11 protein-coding genes are annotated in these 17,235 nt (G+C 66.7%); 3 read left to right on the forward strand and 8 right to left on the reverse strand.

What is annotated here, in order from left to right; all coding sequences use genetic code 11:
- Positions 1-99: 99 nt before the first annotated feature.
- From ACOYR4_RS02930 to ACOYR4_RS02940, 3 genes are all read right to left on the reverse strand, one after another.
- Complete coding sequence (locus tag ACOYR4_RS02930; protein WP_422848574.1) at positions 100-1,722, reverse strand: sigma-54 interaction domain-containing protein; 1,623 nt, start codon at positions 1,720-1,722, stop codon at positions 100-102.
- 166 nt (positions 1,723-1,888) lie between these two features.
- Entirely contained in the window at positions 1,889-2,797 is a 909-nt protein-coding gene (locus ACOYR4_RS02935) for a c-type cytochrome (RefSeq protein WP_422848575.1), read from the reverse strand.
- Complete coding sequence (locus ACOYR4_RS02940) at positions 2,794-3,774, reverse strand: VOC family protein (protein ID WP_060986691.1); 981 nt, start codon at positions 3,772-3,774, stop codon at positions 2,794-2,796. Before ACOYR4_RS02940 ends, ACOYR4_RS02935 begins: the two co-directional genes overlap by 4 nt.
- An 89-nt stretch (positions 3,775-3,863) precedes the next feature.
- On the opposite strand from ACOYR4_RS02940, the gene ACOYR4_RS02945 reads away from it, so the two are divergent.
- The 3 genes from ACOYR4_RS02945 (at position 3,864) to ACOYR4_RS02955 (ending at position 8,420) form a co-directional block, all read left to right on the forward strand.
- Complete coding sequence (locus ACOYR4_RS02945; RefSeq protein WP_343733790.1) at positions 3,864-4,580, forward strand: TetR/AcrR family transcriptional regulator; 717 nt, start codon at positions 3,864-3,866, stop codon at positions 4,578-4,580.
- A gap of 166 nt (positions 4,581-4,746) precedes the next feature.
- A complete protein-coding gene (gene purT / locus ACOYR4_RS02950; protein WP_343733791.1) occupies positions 4,747-5,949 on the forward strand; it encodes a formate-dependent phosphoribosylglycinamide formyltransferase in 1,203 nt (400 codons plus the stop codon).
- Between the two features lie 59 nt (positions 5,950-6,008).
- Positions 6,009-8,420, forward strand: coding sequence for a putative bifunctional diguanylate cyclase/phosphodiesterase (locus tag ACOYR4_RS02955; protein WP_422848576.1), 2,412 nt, complete (start codon positions 6,009-6,011; stop codon positions 8,418-8,420).
- Here ACOYR4_RS02955 and ACOYR4_RS02960 read toward each other — a convergent pair.
- The 5 genes from ACOYR4_RS02960 to tssH all read right to left on the reverse strand — a co-directional run bounded on the left by ACOYR4_RS02960 (position 8,395) and on the right by tssH (position 17,202).
- Positions 8,395-9,330, reverse strand: coding sequence for an ATP-binding cassette domain-containing protein (locus ACOYR4_RS02960; RefSeq protein ID WP_422848577.1), 936 nt, complete (start codon positions 9,328-9,330; stop codon positions 8,395-8,397). The genes ACOYR4_RS02955 and ACOYR4_RS02960 overlap by 26 nt on opposite strands.
- Before the next feature lie 116 nt (positions 9,331-9,446).
- On the reverse strand, positions 9,447-10,583 hold the full coding sequence (locus ACOYR4_RS02965) for a GGDEF domain-containing protein (RefSeq protein WP_422848578.1): 1,137 nt from the start codon (positions 10,581-10,583) through the stop codon (positions 9,447-9,449).
- Positions 10,584-10,607: 24 nt separating this feature from the next.
- Entirely contained in the window at positions 10,608-12,089 is a 1,482-nt protein-coding gene (locus ACOYR4_RS02970; protein ID WP_422848579.1) for an AMP nucleosidase, read from the reverse strand.
- 76 nt (positions 12,090-12,165) lie between these two features.
- The gene (locus tag ACOYR4_RS02975; protein ID WP_422848580.1) at positions 12,166-14,460 is read right to left on the reverse strand and encodes a S41 family peptidase; all 2,295 of its coding nucleotides are present in this window, start codon (positions 14,458-14,460) and stop codon (positions 12,166-12,168) included.
- A gap of 33 nt (positions 14,461-14,493) precedes the next feature.
- Positions 14,494-17,202 carry a type VI secretion system ATPase TssH gene (gene tssH, locus ACOYR4_RS02980; RefSeq protein WP_422848581.1) on the reverse strand — a complete coding sequence of 903 codons (2,709 nt, stop codon included), beginning with the start codon at positions 17,200-17,202 and terminating at the stop codon, positions 14,494-14,496.
- Positions 17,203-17,235: the final 33 nt, after the last annotated feature.

A 17,235-nucleotide genomic window follows, 5' to 3' on the forward strand; every position in this document is an offset into this window, starting at 1 on the left:
GATTTGATAGTGAATGGAGTGTTGCCACATGCCGCTGGTCGGGGTGGACCAGACGGCCCTGGACACTGTGTCGACACATTGTCGACACATTGTCCGTCGTCACTTCAGACCCGCCTTGCGCAGCCGGTAGCTGAACTGCCGCAGCGTCAGCCCCAGGCTCTGCGCGGCGCGCGACTGGTTGCCGTGGTGCTCGGCCAATGCTGTCTGCAGCACCAACACGCTGTGCGACTGGGCGGGCGCGTAGTCACGCACCAGCGGCGCCGGGGCGGCGGTCGACTGTGCTGTTGCGCCGGTGGTGGCTGGGGGCTGCGGTGCGGGCGGCGAAGGCAGGGGCACGGACGCAGCCGGCAGAAACCGGTCCAGCTCGGCCCGCGTCACCAGCGTGTCATTGGTCAGCAGCACTAGGCGTTCGATCACGTTGCCCAGCTCGCGGATGTTGCCGGGCCAGGGGTGTTCTTCCAGCCGCGCCAGCGCGTCGGGCGAGAGGTTCACGTTGCGCTGGTGTGCCTGGTTGGCGCGGCTCACAAAGTGCAGTGCCAGCGCGCGGATGTCCTCGCGCCGCTCGGCCAGCGAGGGCAGGTGGATCGGGATCACGTGCAGGCGGTAGTACAGGTCTTGCCGAAAGCGGCCGGCCTCCACATCGGCTGCCAGGTCGCGGTGGGTAGCCGCTACCAGGCGCACGTTGACCTTGACCTCGCGCTGCCCGCCCAGGCGCACCAGCGTGCCCTCTTGCAGCGTACGCAGCAGCTTCGATTGCATGGCCAGCGGCAGCTCGCCAATCTCGTCCAGAAAGATGGTGCCGCTGTCGGCCTGCTCAAACCAGCCCGCGCGGGCCGTGCTGGCGCCGGTGAATGCACCTTTTTCGTAGCCAAACAGCTCAGACTCGAACAGCGCGTCCGGAATGGCCGAGCAGTTGACCTTGATGAAGGGCCGGTCGCGCCGCCCGCTGGCCAGGTGCACGGCGCGTGCGAACAGCTCCTTGCCCGTGCCCGACTGGCCCAGCAGCAGCACGGTGGCCTGGGTTTGCGACACGCGCTCCAGCTCGCTCAAGGCCTGCAGCAGTGGCGGCGAGCTGCCAATGAGCCCGTAGCGCGCGCTCTTGGTATTGAGCGCATTGGCCAGCACGGCGTTGCGTGCCTCCAGCTGCCGCGTCTGCTCGGCTACCAGGGCTTCGAGCTGCAGCAGTTGCCCCACCAGCGTGGCCAGCACGCGCAGCACCGCCAGGTCGTCGTTCAGGTGGCGTTGGCGGCTGCGGATGCGGTGGCAGGCCAGCACGCCGATGGGCGCATTGTTGACCTCGATGGGCAGGGCGATGAAGGCCACCGTCTCGGGCGGCAGCTGGCTGCGCTCCACCGCGCGTGCCAGAAACAGCGGTTCGGCATCAATGTCCTGCACGATGGCAGGTTGCCCCGTGGCCAGCACGCGGCCGGTGATGCCCTCGCCCCAGGCGTACCGCCCGCGCTGCACCTCGGCCTGGGTGAGTCCGTACGCATGCTGGATGGAGGCGGTGCGCGGCGCGCCGGCTGGGGAGGAGGGGGCGTTGTCCACCAGCACTATGCGCCCCCGGTTCAGGCCCAGCAGTTCGCTCATCAGGTGCAGCATTTCGCGCAGCACCAGGCCGGGCGCCAGGCTGCGGCCGATGAGGCGCATCACCTCGCGCATCAGCAGCAGCTCCTGCGCGTGCCAGTCGGTGGCGGGGCTGGGTGGGGAGTGCGGTGGCATGGGGGTATGCATGCCGGTGCTTCGCAAGTTTTGCGCCTGCTTCGCCCCGCCGGGCCGTCCTCTGCGTTGCCGAGCCTCGCTGGGGCGGCACCCCGACTTTGTTGAGCGCTTGTGTCTGGCCCTGGGGCCTCGCCAACGCACCTTGCAAAAATGGCGTGTGCGGGTGCTAGCGTTTGCTGCCGGTGGGCACGGGCGGCAGGGCCTTGAGGTACAGGTACAGGGCGTCGGCGTCGGTCTGGCTCATGGACTTGAGCGAGCCGAAAGGCATGACGGTGCTGACCGCTGAGCCGTCGGGGCGCGTGCCCGTGGTGAGCATCTGGCGGAATTGTTGTGCGCTGAGGTAGCGGTGCATGGCGCCCTCCGGGGCCGATGTGAGGTTGGAGGCGGCCGGCCAGTCTGGAGGGGCTCCGGGAATCTTGCCTCCGGCCAGCTTTTCACCGTGGCAGCCCATGCACATATTGGCCACATAGGCGCCATGCGCCACATTGACGCCCTCGGCCACCGGCGTCTGTACGGGCAGCGTGTGGTCGATCTTCTCGTAGGCATCTTTCACGACCCCGGCGGCGTAGAGCAGCTTCACAAGCACCGGCAGCCGGACGATGCCGGGTTCGCCATCCACGGCGGGCAATTGCTGCACATAGGCCGCGAGCGCTGCGAGGTCCTGGTCTGTGAAGCGGTTGTAGTCTTCGCTGGGCATGATGAGGGCCGGGCGACCGTCGCGCTTGATGCCATGGCGCACCACGCGGTCCCAGTCGGCGCTGCGGTAGCCCACCACCACGCTGTTTGCGCCAGGCGTCAGGTTGGGGCCGCGTACCAGCAGGCCGTTGGCATCGTCAATGAAGGTGCGCCCCGCACCGTTCGCCCCATGGCAGTCCACACATCCACGGGAGGCAAACAGGTACCGGCCGCGCTCGATGCTGGCGGCGTCCTGCACGATGGCGGGCGAGGCGACTTCGAGCGTGAGCGGGCGATTCATCTTGCGCTCGGCCATCTGTGTGCCGCCAGCAATGAGGGCTGCAGCGGTAGCGGCCAGTGCGGCTCCCGCCCAGAGGGTTCGTCGCAACCAGCGCTTCATGATGTTGCTCCCGTAGCCGTGCCGGCGGCCTGGCTCGGGTGCCTGCGGCGCCCTCGGAAGCGCGACTTGATCAGCTCGCGTGCCATTTTGAGCTTCAGGCGCAGCCGGGGCTGGTGGCCCCAAGTGCTGGTCTCGTGGGTGTGCATGGTCTGCCAGCCCGTTGGGTCGATGGCTTGGGTCTGCGCTCCGATTTCAAACGCAAAACCGGAGGGTGTCTCTGCGTAAAACGAAAAGGTACCGTCCGGCTCTGGGTGCTGGCCGAGGTCCAGGTCGATGGGCAGCCCCAGCGACTCGGCCCGTTCGAACGCCCGCCCCACATCGCGCAGGCTGCGCGCCTGCAGCATGAAATGGTGAATGCGGAACGAGGACGGCAGGTCAAACAGCGCGAGCGAGTGGTGGCGCTGGTTGCAATGCATGAACGTGCCGCGGATGTGGACCGGGCCCACTTGTGTCTGGAGTCGTTCTGTCACGCCGAACCCCAGCAGTCCGCCATAAAACGCCTCCATCGCGGCCAGGTCCTGCGCGACCAGGACAACATGCCCCAGTCCCAGCGCGCCGGTTTCAAAGCCATCGGGAAAGGCTGCGCTGGCAAACGGCGTCGCCGCTTCGGCAAGGCCCACGCACAGCTCCACGCGACCCTGTTCGGGGTCGTTCACATGCCAGAGGTGCTGTACCTTGCGCTGACTGCAAAGTACGGCATCGCCTTGCTCGACACGGTGCCCGGCTGCTTGCAAGCGTTGCACCAGCTGGCGCAGTTCGTGTTCATCGGCGCATTCCAGGCCCACGGCCGCCAGGTCGTCACGGGGACCTGGGGTCACCACGAGGCGCTGGCTGGCGCCATCCACACGCCAGCCTGTGCTGCCGTCGGCATGGACGGCGGGCGCGGGAAGCCCCAGCATGTCTTTCATGAACCGCTCCCAGCGGGCGGGTTTGCGGGCTTCAAACACCAGATAGGCAAGGCGGAGGGAATTCGGCATGGCGGTATGCTCCTGAAATTGATTAAACAATTGAAAATTGAATTGACTGTTCAAAAATGAATTCTGAATCAATTTATAGTGCTCCGTCAATGCCCCCGCTGCCGGAGCCTTTGGCGCGGTTCCTCTTGCCGGGAGAGGGCGAGCGGCCGTCCAAGCGCGAACGCACGCGGCGGCAACTGCTGCACGCCACGGTGGAGGTGATCGCATCGCGGGGCGTGGCCAGCACCACCATTCAGGAGATCGCGCGCGTGGCCGGCATGGCGCCCGGCACGGTCTACAACCACTTCAGCACGCGGGAAGAGATCTTTGAAGCGCTGGCTCTTGCGCTGTTCACCACGCTCAACGAGCGTGTGGTGCAGAGCTACCAGCACATTGAGGACGGGGCGCAGCGCATGAGCATCGGCATGCGGCGGTTCCTCTGGCTGGCAGAAGTGAGCGCACCCTGGGCCCTGCTGATGATTCAGCTGGCGATGGCCCACCCCCAGGCCATTGAACTGGTCAAGCCGTATTCCTTGGCCGATCTGCGGCGAGCGAAAGCGCAGGGGCGCTTTGATGTGGTGGATGAGGAGGCCGCCATCGACATGGTGTTCGGTACCTGCATCCGCGCGCAGGTGCGCATTGCGCAAGGGGAGGTGGCTGACTCTCCTGCGTTTGTGAACGCGCTGCTGCAGATGGTGCTGCGCGGGCTGGGAATGGCGGCGGCCGATGCAGCCGAGGTCATGGCGCGGCCGCTGCCAGCGTTCACCACGCAGGCTGCTGCAGGGGCCGTCACCGCGCGGCGAAAATCACCCCGCGCAGGCTCCTAGCAAGGCCATCGCAACGATGCGGGTGGATGGTGCCAGCGGCGCGATGGGGCAACCTGGGGCGGCCTGATTTGTCAGCGCCCAGATGCCGTAAAGTTGTGTTCGCGCCGTGGATTGCCCGCCTCTCCCACGGCGCTCTGCCCCATCCCCCAACGAAAGCACTACCACCATGACCACCCTCGGAACCCCCTTGTCCCCCCACGCCACCAAAGTCATGCTGCTGGGCTCGGGCGAGCTGGGCAAGGAAGTGCTGATTGCGCTGCAGCGTCTCGGGGTCGAGACCATCGCCGTGGACCGCTATGACAACGCCCCCGGCCAGCAGGTGGCCCACCACGCGCGCACCATCACCATGAGCGACCCGGCCCAGCTCAAGGCGCTGATCGAAGCCGAGCGCCCGCACCTGGTGGTGCCCGAGATCGAAGCCATTGCCACCCCCATGCTCGAAGAGCTGGAAGCCGCGGGCACCGTGCGGGTGATCCCCACCGCCCGCGCCGCGCGCTTGACCATGGACCGCGAAGGCATCCGTGTGCTGGCTGCCGAGACGCTGGGCCTGCCCACCAGCCCTTACAAGTTCTGCAACTCGCTCGAAGAGCTGCAGGCCGCGATTGACGCGGGTATTGGCTACCCCTGCATCGTCAAGCCCGTGATGAGCAGCTCCGGCAAGGGCCAGAGCAAGATCGACGGCCCGGCCGACGTGCAAAAGGCCTGGGACTACGCCATGGCCGGGGGCCGCGTGAGCCACGGCCGCGTGATCGTCGAGGGCTTCATCGACTTCGACTACGAAATCACCCAGCTCACGGTGCGTTCAGTGGGGGCGGACGGCCAGATCGCCACCAGCTTTTGCGACCCCATCGGCCATGTGCAGGTGAGCGGCGACTATGTGGAAAGCTGGCAGCCCCACCCCATGCATCCGGCAGCACTCGAAAAATCGCGCCAGATCGCCAAGGCCGTGACTGACAACCTGGGGGGCCAGGGTTTGTTTGGTGTAGAGCTGTTCGTGAAGGGCGAGAACGTGTGGTTCAGCGAAGTGAGTCCGCGCCCGCACGACACCGGCCTCGTGACGCTGTGCACCCAGCACCAGAGCGAGTTCGAGCTGCACGCCCGCGCCATCCTGGGCCTGCCGGTGGATACCAGCCTGCGCAACCCGGGCGCCAGTGCCGTCATCTACGGCGGCGTTGAGGCCCAGGGCATCGTGTTTGACGGTGTGGACGACGCTCTGCGCGTGCCGGGCACCGACCTGCGCTTGTTTGGCAAGCCCGAGAGTTTTGTGAAGCGCCGCATGGGCGTGGCGCTGGCGCGTGCCGACAATGTGGACAGCGCGCGGGCCAACGCCAAGCTGGCTGCGGGCAAGGTGAGGCCCCGCGCGGCCTGATGACCCAGGCCTGCAGCAGGTGCAGGCCGGTGCCATGGCGCTTGTGAAGGAGCAACCCTGTGAGCCTGAGTGCACGCATTCTGTGGCTGGTGTTGGCGGCCTCTTTGCTGCCGGTGCCGGCCCTTGTGTGGCTCCTGCTGGAGTTCCGGTCGGCCACCACCACCCAGGCGCGTGACCGTTTGGTGGCCCGGGCCAGCATCATCGCGAGCGATCTGGACGACAAGATCGCGGGCACGGGGCAGCTCTTGTTTGGCCTGGGGCGCGTGCCCCTGCTGGCCGCGGGCGACAAGGCGGCCTGCTCGGACTTTCTGGCGGATGTCCTCAAGGAGCATCCGCAGTACACCGGCATCCTCACCATCCAGCCCGACGGCTCCCTGTTTTGCGATTCCTTGCGCAGCGGCCGGGCGCTGGATTTGCGCGACCGCAGCTACTTCCAGCGGGCGCAGACGGCCACAGGCCCGGTGCTGGAGGCCGCCATTGGCCGCCTGACGGGCAAAGGCGTGCTGCAGGTGGCCTACCCGGTGCGCGACCCTGCGGGGGCTTTGCGCTTCATCCTGCTGGCCTCGCTGGACATGCAGGACTACGGCCAGACCATGGTGCATGCGCAGCGCTACGAGCGCATGAATCTGCAGGTCTGGAATGCCGATGGATCCGTGGTCATGGACTTCCACCGGCCCGAGGTGCCGTCCTTGGCTGCGGGCGGGGCTGAACGTGCCTTCATGCTGCAGCCTGCCGACGGTCATGCCCTGATGGAGGGCAGCGATGGCGTGCGGCGTGTGTGGGTGCGCGCCCCGCTGCCGCGCTCGCAAGGCGCGGACTTGCGCCTGGCCTTGGCCGTGCCTGAAGACGACTTGCGAGGCCCCGTGGAGCGCGAGTTCCGCCGTGCACTGCTGGGGGTGCTGGCGCTGGCGGCGGTGGTCTTTGTGGCGGCCTGGCTGTTGGTGGAGTTTTCTGTCCGCCGCCACGCCATTCGTGCCATTCGCGCCATTGGCCGGTTGGACGCGGGCAACTACGCCGAACCCATCGGCGCACCTTATCCCCCCGGCGAGCTGGGGCAGGTGGCCCGCGCGCTGGACCGCATGGCGGAGTCGCTGCTGCGTCAGCAGCAGTCCATCGCGCAGCACACCGAAACGCTGGAGCGCCAGGCGCGGCGCGACCCGCTGACGCATCTGGCCAACCGCTACAGCCTGACCGAACGGCTGGACGCGGCGCTGGAGCGGGCCCGGGAGCAGGCGCACTGCGTGGCGGTGCTGGCCATGGACCTGGACCGGTTCAAAGGGGTGAACGACAGCCTGGGCCATGCACGGGGCGATGCCTTGCTCCGGGAGGTGGCGGCCCGGCTGCAGGGCTGCGTACGCCCTGGCGACGTGGTGGCGCGGCTGGGAGGGGATGAGTTTGTGGTGGTGCTGCCCGACCTGCCGGACGCAGCAGTGGTGGAGCCGATGGCGCGGCGCATCTTGCGGGCGCTGACGCTGCCCGTCGAGACCGGCACATCCAGCTGGTTGCTGGGCACCAGTCTGGGCATCGCCGTGTTCCCGCAGGATGGAGACTCCGGCGACCTGTTGCTGCGCAATGCAGACGTAGCCATGTACGACGCCAAGGACCTGGGCGGCAACCGGCTGGCTTTCTTCAGCCCGCACATGACCGAGGTGCTGACCGAGCGCTTGCGTGTGGAAGCCGGCCTGCGCCACGCCATCGAACACGGCGGGCTCCGCCTGCACTACCAGCCCATCATGGATGCGCGGACAGGCCAGGTGTCTTCGGTCGAAGCGCTGGTGCGCTGGGCGGACCCGGAGCGGGGGCTCGTGTCGCCACTGCAGTTCATCGGCATTGCCGAAGACACGGGGCTGATCGTGCCCTTGGGCGAATGGGTGCTGAACGAGGCCTGCGCGCAGGCACGCCGGTGGCTGGATGCCGGTTGGGGGGAAATCCCGGTGGCGGTGAATCTCTCGGCCCGTCAGTTCCAGGAGCCCGAGCTGGACCAGGTGGTGGCCCGCGCCTTGCAAAGCACCGGGTGCCCACCCCGGTTGCTGCAATTGGAGATCACTGAAAGCTCGATCATGGAGCCCGTGGAGGAGGCCCTGCAGACCATGCAGCGCCTCACCGCTCTGGGTGTGCAGCTGGCCATCGACGACTTCGGCACCGGTTATTCGTCACTCAGCCAGCTCAAGCGGTTTCCGGTGCGCAAGCTCAAGATCGACCGCTCTTTCGTCAACGACCTGGGGAGCAATGACCGGGGCGAAGCACTGGTGGACGCCATCGTGGCCCTGGCGCAAAAGCTGGGCCTGCGCACGGTGGCCGAGGGCGTGGAAACCGACTACCAGGCCCAGTGGCTGGCCCGGCTGGGCTGCGACGAACTGCAGGGTTACCTCTTTTCCCAGCCTTGCGCGCCCCAAGACCTTGAAAACTGGTGGCAGGGCCGGGTGGCAGGCACTCCCGCCGGCCTCACTCCCGGATCTGCCGCCCCGTGAGCTTGAGAAACAGGTCTTCCAGATTGGCCGGCCGGTGCAGCGTGCGCAGGTGGCTGTGTGCGGCCAGGGCCTGCAGCAGCGGCTGGGCGTTCTGGGTATAGAAAAACACGGTCTCGCCGCTGATCTCCACGCGGGCGGCCAGGGCGCGCAGCGCGGCGTCTTCGGCCATCTGGACGGCCCCCACGCCGAACACCTCCACCACGTCCGGCTCCAGGTGCTGGGCGATCAGTTCGCGCGGGCGGCCTTCGGCAATCTTGCGGCCATGGTCCAGCACCAGCAGGCGCGAGCACAGGCGCTCGGCCTCGTCCATGAAGTGGGTGGTCAGCAGGATCGACTTGCCTTGCTGCAGCAGCAGTTGCAGCCGCTCCCACATCAGGTGGCGGGCTTGCGGGTCCAGGCCGGTGGTGGGCTCGTCCAGCAGCAGCAGGCGTGGGTTGTTGACCAGCGCGCGCGCCAGTGACAGGCGCCGCTTCATGCCGCCCGACAGCTCGCCCGGCTTGGCGTCGGCCTTGTGGGTGAGGGCTGCGAACTCCAGCAACTGGGGCACACGCTCGTCCATCACCGGGCCCTTCAGGCCGAAGTAGCGGCCGAACACGCGCAGGTTTTCGGCGCAGGTGAAGTCCGGGTCGAGCGTGTCGAACTGCGTGACCACACCCAGCTGCGCCTTGATGGCCAGCGCATCGCGGGGCATCAGGAGCGGGGCCGTGCCGGGCTGGGGCGTGAAATGCACTTCGCCCCCGTCTGGCGACGCCAGGCCCAGGCACATGCGGATGGTGGTGGTCTTGCCCGCGCCGTTGGGGCCGATGACCCCCAGGCATTCGCCGGGAGCAATGGCGAAGGACACGTCGTCCACCACCGTGGTCTCGCCATAACGTTTGCGCAGGTGCAGGGCTTCAAAAAGTGCGGTCATGGAGGGATTGTGTGCGACGAGTGCGTCCGTGGTGCTTGGGGGCGGATTTTTGCCAGAATCTGCCGCAGGCGCTAGTGGGTATTGCGCCTGATGCTATCAAAACAGGACTGCTTGCCTCAGTCCGCCGCGACCAGCCGCCCCCGGCCCGCCGTCTTGGCTGCATAGAGGGCACCGTCGGCACGGGCCATCAGTTTGGCCAAGCCAGCTTCGCCCGGCTGCAGCACGGCCATCCCGGCGCTGTAGTCCAGCGCAAAGCCCAGCTCTGCCACGCTGACGGCATGCAGACGCCTACGAAGCCGCCGGTCCAGGGCCAGTCCAGCGGGTGCGCTGTTGTGCAACAGCAGCACGCCAAACTCCTCGCCACCCAGGCGCCCGACCAGGTCGCCGCTGCGACAGGTGTCGCCCAGCAGGCGGGCAAACAGTTGCAGGGCGCGGTCTCCGGCCTCGTGGCCGTGGGTGTCGTTGACCTGCTTGAAGTGGTCCAGGTCCAGCATCATTGCCGTCATGGGCAACTGGTGGCGTGCGGCGTGTGCCAGCAGGCTGCTGCCTTGGGTGGTGAAGCCTCGCCGGTTGAGTACGCCGGTGAGGCCATCGGTCATCGCCAGCGTGCGCAGCTTGTGTTCTGCCTCCGACCGCCACGCCACCAGCAGGGCGACGGTGCCCAGCACCAGGCTCACATTGGTGGCTACAGCAGCTGCCAGGTTGACGGGATGGGGCGTGCGAAAGCTCGGGTACTGGTCGGTGAAGGCTCCCAGCATGCCCCGCGCCAGCGTGAAAGCGGCCGACGTCAGCAGGCAGCCCATCAGCAGGCTGCGCCAGCGCAGGTTGGCCTCCACCACGGGCGCCAGGGTGGCGCGCGCAACGATGCACAAAATAGTGGCCATCAAAAAGTTGGCCCAGCCCACGCGCCAGGCGTAGTGCCCAAAACCCAGGGTGTAGCCCAGCGGGACGGCAATCACCAACACCAGCAGCACGCGGCGCAAGGGGCGGGGGCCCAGCCATTCCTCCAGCGCCCGGTACAGCATCCACTGTGCGGCCGCGTTGCAGGCAATCGACACGGTAGAAAGGGCCTGGTCCCACAGGGTGGATGAGGCAATGATGGCCGCCCAGGCCACGGCCTGCAGCAGCATGCTGGCCTGCACATGGCGTGCCGCGCGGCTCACGTCCCGGCCCATGATCAGCGGCAGCGCGGCCGAGATCATGAACAGGTTGGCCGCCATGACCGTCATCAGCGTGAGGAAATCCAGTGGCATACGCAGCGGCCCCAGGGCCCTCGTTTACTGAAAAGCGACCTCGGCAAAGCTGCGCAGCTTGCGGCTGTGCAGGCGGTCCACGCCGCCGTTGCGCAGGATCTCGATGGCGCGCATGCCGATGCGCAGGTGCTGGTCCACCCGCTCGCGGTAGAAGTGGTTGGCCATGCCGGGCAGCTTGATCTCGCCATGCAGGGGTTTGTCGCTCACGCACAGCAGGGTGCCGTAGGGCACGCGAAAGCGAAAACCATTGGCGGCGATGGTGGCGCTTTCCATGTCCAGCGCCACGGCGCGGCTCTGGCTGAAGCGGCGCTGCGGCGTGTTGTCGGGCAGCAGCTCCCAGTTGCGGTTGTCGGTGCTGGCCACGGTGCCGGTGCGCATCACACGTTTCAGGTCCGCGCCGCTGATCTGCGTGACATCGGCCACCGCCTGCTGCAGCGCCAGCTGGATTTCGGCCAGCGCCGGGATGGGCACCCACAGCGGCAGGTCTTCGTCCAGCACATGGTCCTCGCGCACATAGGCGTGGGCCAGCACGTAGTCGCCCAGCTGCTGGCTGTTGCGCAGGCCTGCGCAGTGGCCCAGCATCATCCAGGCATGTGGGCGCAGCACGGCGATGTGGTCGGTGATGGTCTTGGCGTTGGCCGGGCCCACGCCGATGTTGACCATGGTGATGCCGCTCGCGTCCTTGCGCACCAGGTGGTAGGCGGGCATCTGCGGCAGGCGGGGTGGAGCGGCGCCCAGGTCGTCGCCTGCCTCGGCACTAAGGCCCACGCGGCGCGTGACCACGTTGCCGGGTTCGATGAAGGCGATGTATTCGCTGTCGGGCTTGGCCATCTCGGCGTGGCCCAGGCGCACGAATTCGTCGATGTAGAACTGGTAGTTGGTGAACAGCACAAAGTTCTGGAACCACTCGGGCGCCGTACCTGTGTAGTGGCGCAGGCGGTGCAGCGAGTAGTCCACGCGCGGCGCGGTGAACAGCGACAGCGGCTGCGCCTCGCCTGGCGCGGCCTGCCAGGTGCCGTTGGCGATGCCGTCGTCCATGGCGGCCAGGTCGGGCAAGTCGAACACGTCCCGCATCAGCATGCGGCGCGCCTGGGTCAGCGTGCCCTCAATGTGGTCGTGCTCGGCAAACGAGAAATGGATAGGGATGGGGTGGGTGCTGGTGCCCACTTCCAGCTCTACGTTGTGCGCAGCACGCAGCAGACGGAACTGCTCGGCGTAATAGTTGGCAAACAGGTCGGGCCGGGTCAGCGTCGTCTCATAGCGCCCGGGACCTTCCACAAAGCCATAGGCCAGCTTGGTCTCGGCCCGCGCCACGGTGGTGGTGTGTACCCGCACAAACGGGTAGAAAGCCCGCACCGGACCCTCGGGCGTCTCGCCCGCCACAAAACGCTGCATGGCGTCGCGCAGGTGGCCGATTTGTTGCTGGTAAATACGCTGCACCTGGGCCAGGGCATCGGCCGGGTCGGTGTGGCGGGTGGGGGCGATGAAGTCGGGGATGATGGGCATGCGCTATTTTCGCCTGCCTGTGTTACTGAAGCAGGGGTTGCTTGCTTTTTGGCCACATGAGCGCATGACGCTGCTATCAGCGTGCCAGGGGCCTACCGTCCAGCCACTGCACGGCGGCATCCAGCACCGGGTCGCCACCGGTCATGACGCGTTGGACGAAGCCTGCGTCCACCGCCAGGCGCAGATCGGGCTCAACGCCTTTGCCAAAGACATAGTGATCGCCTTTAGCGCCCAGTTCTGCCACCGTGGGCGCGTGAACGACCACGTCTCCGGGCAGCAGCACGCGTGTCGTCATGCCTACGGCGCCCGGCGTGGGCTCCGTTCCGATGACCTGGGCCCGACCGGCTTTTTGCAACCAGGCTGCGAACATCTCGCACGGGCCCGTGCACTCCGGTCCCGTCAGCAGCACCAGGGGGGCGCCGTAGTAAGCGCCGCCTTGTGTGAACAGCGGCAGCTGTGGAGGTAGGCCCAGGCTGCCGCGAGTGCGCCACACCTTGGCGGTAGCGTCCACCTGGCGCTGCGCGTAGCCCTGCAGCCTCAGTGGTCGGTCGTAAGAGAAGAAAGACGCTGCGTAGTGGGGGACCAACTGATAGGCACCATGGTTGGCGCCCCGAAGGTCCAGCACCAGGCCGCTGAGCCGTGCCTGGGTGGCGGCTGCAAGGCTGCGTTCCCACTGGTCCAGGTTGCCTCCGCCGTCGGCGAACGAATTCAGCGCGATGTAGCCGTACTGCCGGCCCGATTGGCTGCGCAACTGGAACGCTGACAGCGATTCGTTGTTGGGGGCTGATCCTGTCGCCTGAGGCCGTTCCGCCACGCGCTGGCGCAGATCGAAGGTCTGGTCCTTGCCATCTTGGCGCACCTTCAGCACCATGGCCTCGCGATCATAGGCCATGAGCTTGAGGGCATCGTGGCGGCGTCCGACTTCGGTAGGTCGGTTTGAGTATTGGGCGGCACGGCCCACGTAGCGCCCGATGCTTTCGCCATTGACTTCCACAATCTCAGCGCCCGGGCGCAGCCCGGCCAGTTCCGCTGCCGAGCGTGGAGCGACGCTGCCTACCAGGGCCCGGCCATCAGGCAGCCACCACACGCCCTGCATCGGCAGGGGCGTGATGCCGCGCGGCAGCCACTGGCCGGCCAAGCCCACATCGAGTCCTGCCGTGAGACCCTGGGGACCACCTGTACCGCGCAGTTCGACGCGGAACAGGCCGTCCTGCAGGCGTGTGCCAATGTCGGCGTAGATTTGCGCCATGGCTTGCCGCTCCCGCTGGTCACCGGCCTGCCGCACCTTGTCCGCCAGCTCGGCCTGCAGCCGCGCCCAGTCCATGGGCTGCGCGCCGCGGAACGGGTAGCGTTCATGCATCACGCTGGTGAATGCCTTGAAGGCCTCGCCGGGCGACAGCCGGGTCAGGTCGATGTCGGCCGTGGACTGCACCCCGTACTGGGATAGCGCAATCTCGCGGCTGCGGTCGAAGCTGAAGCCGCGGCTGTCAAGGGTGACCACGGTGTAGCCGCGCGGCAGCCGGACCATGGGGTCGTCGGGTGTGAAGAGGCGACCGTCTGCGCCGAACCCCGCTGGAAAAGCTGCCCCTGACTCGCTGGCCCATACCAGCAGCTTGCCGCCCACCGCTTCCATGGCCAGGTCGGGCTGCAGTGGCCATTCCATCTGCACCGAGCTGGTGGTGAGCATGGCGTGCTGCTCGATCGCGTCCAGCGCGCGACGGCTCGCCCGGCGTGGCAGGCTGGTGTGTACAGACAGTGCAAATATCTTTACGCCGGCGCCTGAGGTCCGCACCCTGCCAGAGCCCAGGTCGAAAAGGGTTCCCGGTGGTGTTGCCGGAAGGTCGATGGACACTGCCGAACTGTCTGCGCGGGGAGTGGCCAGCAGTTGGTCTTGAGGTGCTGTCACATGCGCGGTCTGGCGCTGCACGAAGTACGCGCCTTGGTCGAGCAGCGCCACCAGCGTGCTACCCGCAGCGACGGGGTCGCCCACGCCGCGTTCGAGGGCGGCAATGAGTCGCACCGGGCCGCCTTCGTCGCGCGCCATCACGGCGGGCCCGGAGGGCGGCTGGAACGGAATGCCATTGCGGCTATCCCAGGCCTGGCGGCCCGCGTCCATCGCCTGCCGGCCCGTCGACATCACCTGTTGCCCCGTGGACATCATCTGCTGACCGGCTGACACAGCGCCTTCGCTGCGACTGATGGCTTCGCCGGCCCTGCCCAGGCCATCTAGCAGACCTGAATGCGCTGGCATCGCGAAGGCTGCGCAGACAACCAAAGCGATCAAGGCGGCAGTCGGTCGCGTGGTGCCCGCTCGGCGGTCTGCGGCGCAGGTGTGGTGGAGCAGGTTGCGGAGCAAGCGTGCGTGGGGCATGGTGGCGGTGCGTCGAAGGGGGTGCTTGTGGGCTTAGACGTAGCGGATCACGAAGTCGTTGTCGGCGGCGCTCACGTCGATCCGGCTGATGGTCTTTGCGTCCACCGAGGCCTGCAGGAACTCTATGGCCATGCGCGGCAGGAGGTTCTGGGTCAGGATCGCGTCGATCATGCGGGCGCCAGACTCCACTTCACTGCAGCGCTCTCGGATCAATTGCACGGCGCTCTCGTCGAACTGGAATTGCGCGCCGTGGTTGGCCTGGATACGTGTCTGGATGCGGCGCAATTGCAGGCCAATGATCTGCTCGAGCATCGCGTCGGAAATCGGGTAGTACGGCACCACCGTGAGGCGGCCAAGCAGCGCAGCCGGGAACTTGTCGAGCAGCGGCTCGCGGACTGCCTTTGCCAGGGCCTCCGGCGACGGAATGAGGTCGGGGTCGTTACAAAGGCCCGCGATCAGCTCCGAGCCCACATTCGACGTCAGGATGATCACGGTGTTCTTGAAATCGATGTAGCGGCCTTCGCCGTCCTCCATCCAGCCCTTGTCGAACACCTGGAAGAACATCTCATGCACGTCCGCGTGGGCCTTCTCGATCTCATCGAGCAACACCACGCTGTACGGTCTGCGGCGCACCGCTTCCGTCAGCACGCCGCCTTCGCCGTACCCCACATAGCCCGGTGGGGCGCCCTTGAGCGTGGAGACGGTGTGCGCTTCCTGGAACTCGCTCATGTTGATGGTGATGAGGTTCTGCTCGCCGCCGTACAGCGCCTCGGCCAGGGACAGGGCGGTTTCGGTCTTTCCCACCCCCGAGGGACCTGCCAGCAGGAACACTCCAATGGGTTTGCTGGGGTTGTCCAGCTGCGCGCGCGCTGTTTGTATGCGTCGCGTGATGGCCTCTAGCCCGTGGCGCTGGCCGATCACACGCTTCTCCAGCGTCTGTGCCAGCGTCAGCACCGACTTCACTTCGTCGCGCACCATGCGGCCCACCGGAATGCCGGTCCATTCGGCCACCACAGCAGCCACGACGCCTGCATCCACCACCGGGTGCAGCAGGGGGTCGTCCCCCTGTAGCGTAAGCAGCTCCTTGCGCATCGTGTCCAGCTCCTCGGGCGAGACGGCTGGTACGGGTGATGTCGTTGCTTCGGCGGAGGCAGCCACCGCGTCGCTTTCGGCCGCTTCCGGGGTGCGTGCAAGCCGTGCCGCAAGAAGCGCTGCTTCTGCCTGGATGATGCGTTGGGCGAGGTCATTCTCGCGGACCAGGCGTTCGGTCAGCGTGGCCTTCTCCTGCCGCAGGCGCTCCAGCGCTGCAGCCAGCTCGTCCATACGCCCTGCATCGGCGATGCCCAGGTCGGCCTCTCGCTGCACGACCTCCAGCTCCACTTGGAGCGCCTCCTGTTGGCGGGTCACGGCCTCCAGGCGCGCAGGGGTTGCCGTGAGGGCCATGGCGACGCGGGAACAGGCGGTGTCCATGAGACTCACCGCCTTGTCTGGCAACTGGCGTGCGGGAATGTAGCGGTGCGACAGGTTTACCGCGGCCACCACGGCCTCGTCAGCGATCCGAACCTTGTGATGCGCTTCCAGCTTGGCGGCCACTCCGCGCAGCATGTGCACAGCCTTGGGTTCGTCGGGCTCGTGGATGTGTACCAGCTGGAAGCGGCGCGTCAGCGCCGGGTCTTTCTCGATGTACTTCTTGTACTCTGCCCAGGTGGTGGCGCCAATCGTGCGCAGCACTCCACGGGCCAATGCTGGTTTGAGCAGGTTGGCCGCATCGCCCGTCCCAGCCTGGCCGCCCGCACCGATCAGGGTGTGCACTTCGTCGATGAAGAGCACGATCGGAGTGGTGCTGGCCTGCACTTCGTCCAGCAGCGTGCGAAGCCGGTTCTCGAATTCGCCCTTCATGCTCGCGCCTGCCTGCAACAGGCCAACGTCCATGGTGCGCAGCTGGACGCCGCGTAGCGGCGGTGGAACGTCGTCTGCGGCAATGCGCAGCGCCAAGCCTTCCACCACGGCGGTCTTGCCGACCCCAGCTTCGCCCACGAGGATGGGGTTGTTTTGCCGACGGCGCATGAGGATGTCGATCATCTGGCGCACTTCCTCGTCGCGGCCTGTCACCGGGTCGAGTTCGCCTTGGCGGGCGCGTTCGGTCAGGTCAACGGTATAGCGCTGCAGGGCGTCCTGCTTACCCGTGCCGAGCGGCGTTGTCGCACTGCTGGCTTCACCTGGCGTCCCCTGGAGTCCCGAACCGTCAGTTGCCTGGAGCCGGGCTTCCGGCGACAGTGGGAGCAGTTGGGGGAATGCGTCGCTCAGCGATGGCTCGGAGATCTTTTCGAACTCCTTCGAAATTGATCGGAGCTCATTGGCCAGTGTCCTGGTGCGCAGCATGCCGGAAAGCCAGTAGGCGCTGCGGATCTGCGATTCGTTGAACATCAGCGTGGCGTAGACCCAGCCGCGTTCGATGGACATCTCAATCTGGTCCGAGAAGTCGGAGATCGATGTGGCTCCCCGTGGCAGCCGGTCCAGGCTGCGCAGCACGTCGGCAGCAAGTTGCTCTGCATCGATCTCGAAATGGCGAAACAGCCTCAGCAGGTCGGAGTCGCTCTCCTGCAGCAACTGGTGCAGCCAATGGACCAGTTCGACATAGGGGTTGCCCCGCAGCTTGCAGAACACCGTAGCGCCCTCCAGCGATTTGAAAAGCAGCGGGTTGAGTTTTCCGAACAAGGCAAGGCGACTGATCTCTGACATGGTTATGGGGACGGGCGTTAAAAAAGAATTTCG

This window comes from Acidovorax sp. M14, assembly GCF_049331375.1.
Lineage (GTDB): Bacteria > Pseudomonadota > Gammaproteobacteria > Burkholderiales > Burkholderiaceae_C > Acidovorax.

What these genes read in the sequence shown, in the direction of transcription:
- ACOYR4_RS02930 (WP_422848574.1), bottom strand. Translation starts at nt 1,722, where the DNA reads ATGCCACCGCACTCCCCACCCAGCCCCGCCACCGACTGGCACGCGCAG.
- ACOYR4_RS02935 (WP_422848575.1), bottom strand. Translation starts at nt 2,797, where the DNA reads ATGAAGCGCTGGTTGCGACGAACCCTCTGGGCGGGAGCCGCACTGGCC.
- ACOYR4_RS02940 (WP_060986691.1), bottom strand. Translation starts at nt 3,774, where the DNA reads ATGCCGAATTCCCTCCGCCTTGCCTATCTGGTGTTTGAAGCCCGCAAA.
- ACOYR4_RS02945 (WP_343733790.1), top strand. Translation starts at nt 3,864, where the DNA reads ATGCCCCCGCTGCCGGAGCCTTTGGCGCGGTTCCTCTTGCCGGGAGAG.
- purT (WP_343733791.1), top strand. Translation starts at nt 4,747, where the DNA reads ATGACCACCCTCGGAACCCCCTTGTCCCCCCACGCCACCAAAGTCATG.
- ACOYR4_RS02960 (WP_422848577.1), bottom strand. Translation starts at nt 9,330, where the DNA reads ATGACCGCACTTTTTGAAGCCCTGCACCTGCGCAAACGTTATGGCGAG.
- ACOYR4_RS02965 (WP_422848578.1), bottom strand. Translation starts at nt 10,583, where the DNA reads ATGCCACTGGATTTCCTCACGCTGATGACGGTCATGGCGGCCAACCTG.
- ACOYR4_RS02970 (WP_422848579.1), bottom strand. Translation starts at nt 12,089, where the DNA reads ATGCCCATCATCCCCGACTTCATCGCCCCCACCCGCCACACCGACCCG.
- ACOYR4_RS02975 (WP_422848580.1), bottom strand. Translation starts at nt 14,460, where the DNA reads ATGCCCCACGCACGCTTGCTCCGCAACCTGCTCCACCACACCTGCGCC.
- tssH (WP_422848581.1), bottom strand. Translation starts at nt 17,202, where the DNA reads ATGTCAGAGATCAGTCGCCTTGCCTTGTTCGGAAAACTCAACCCGCTG.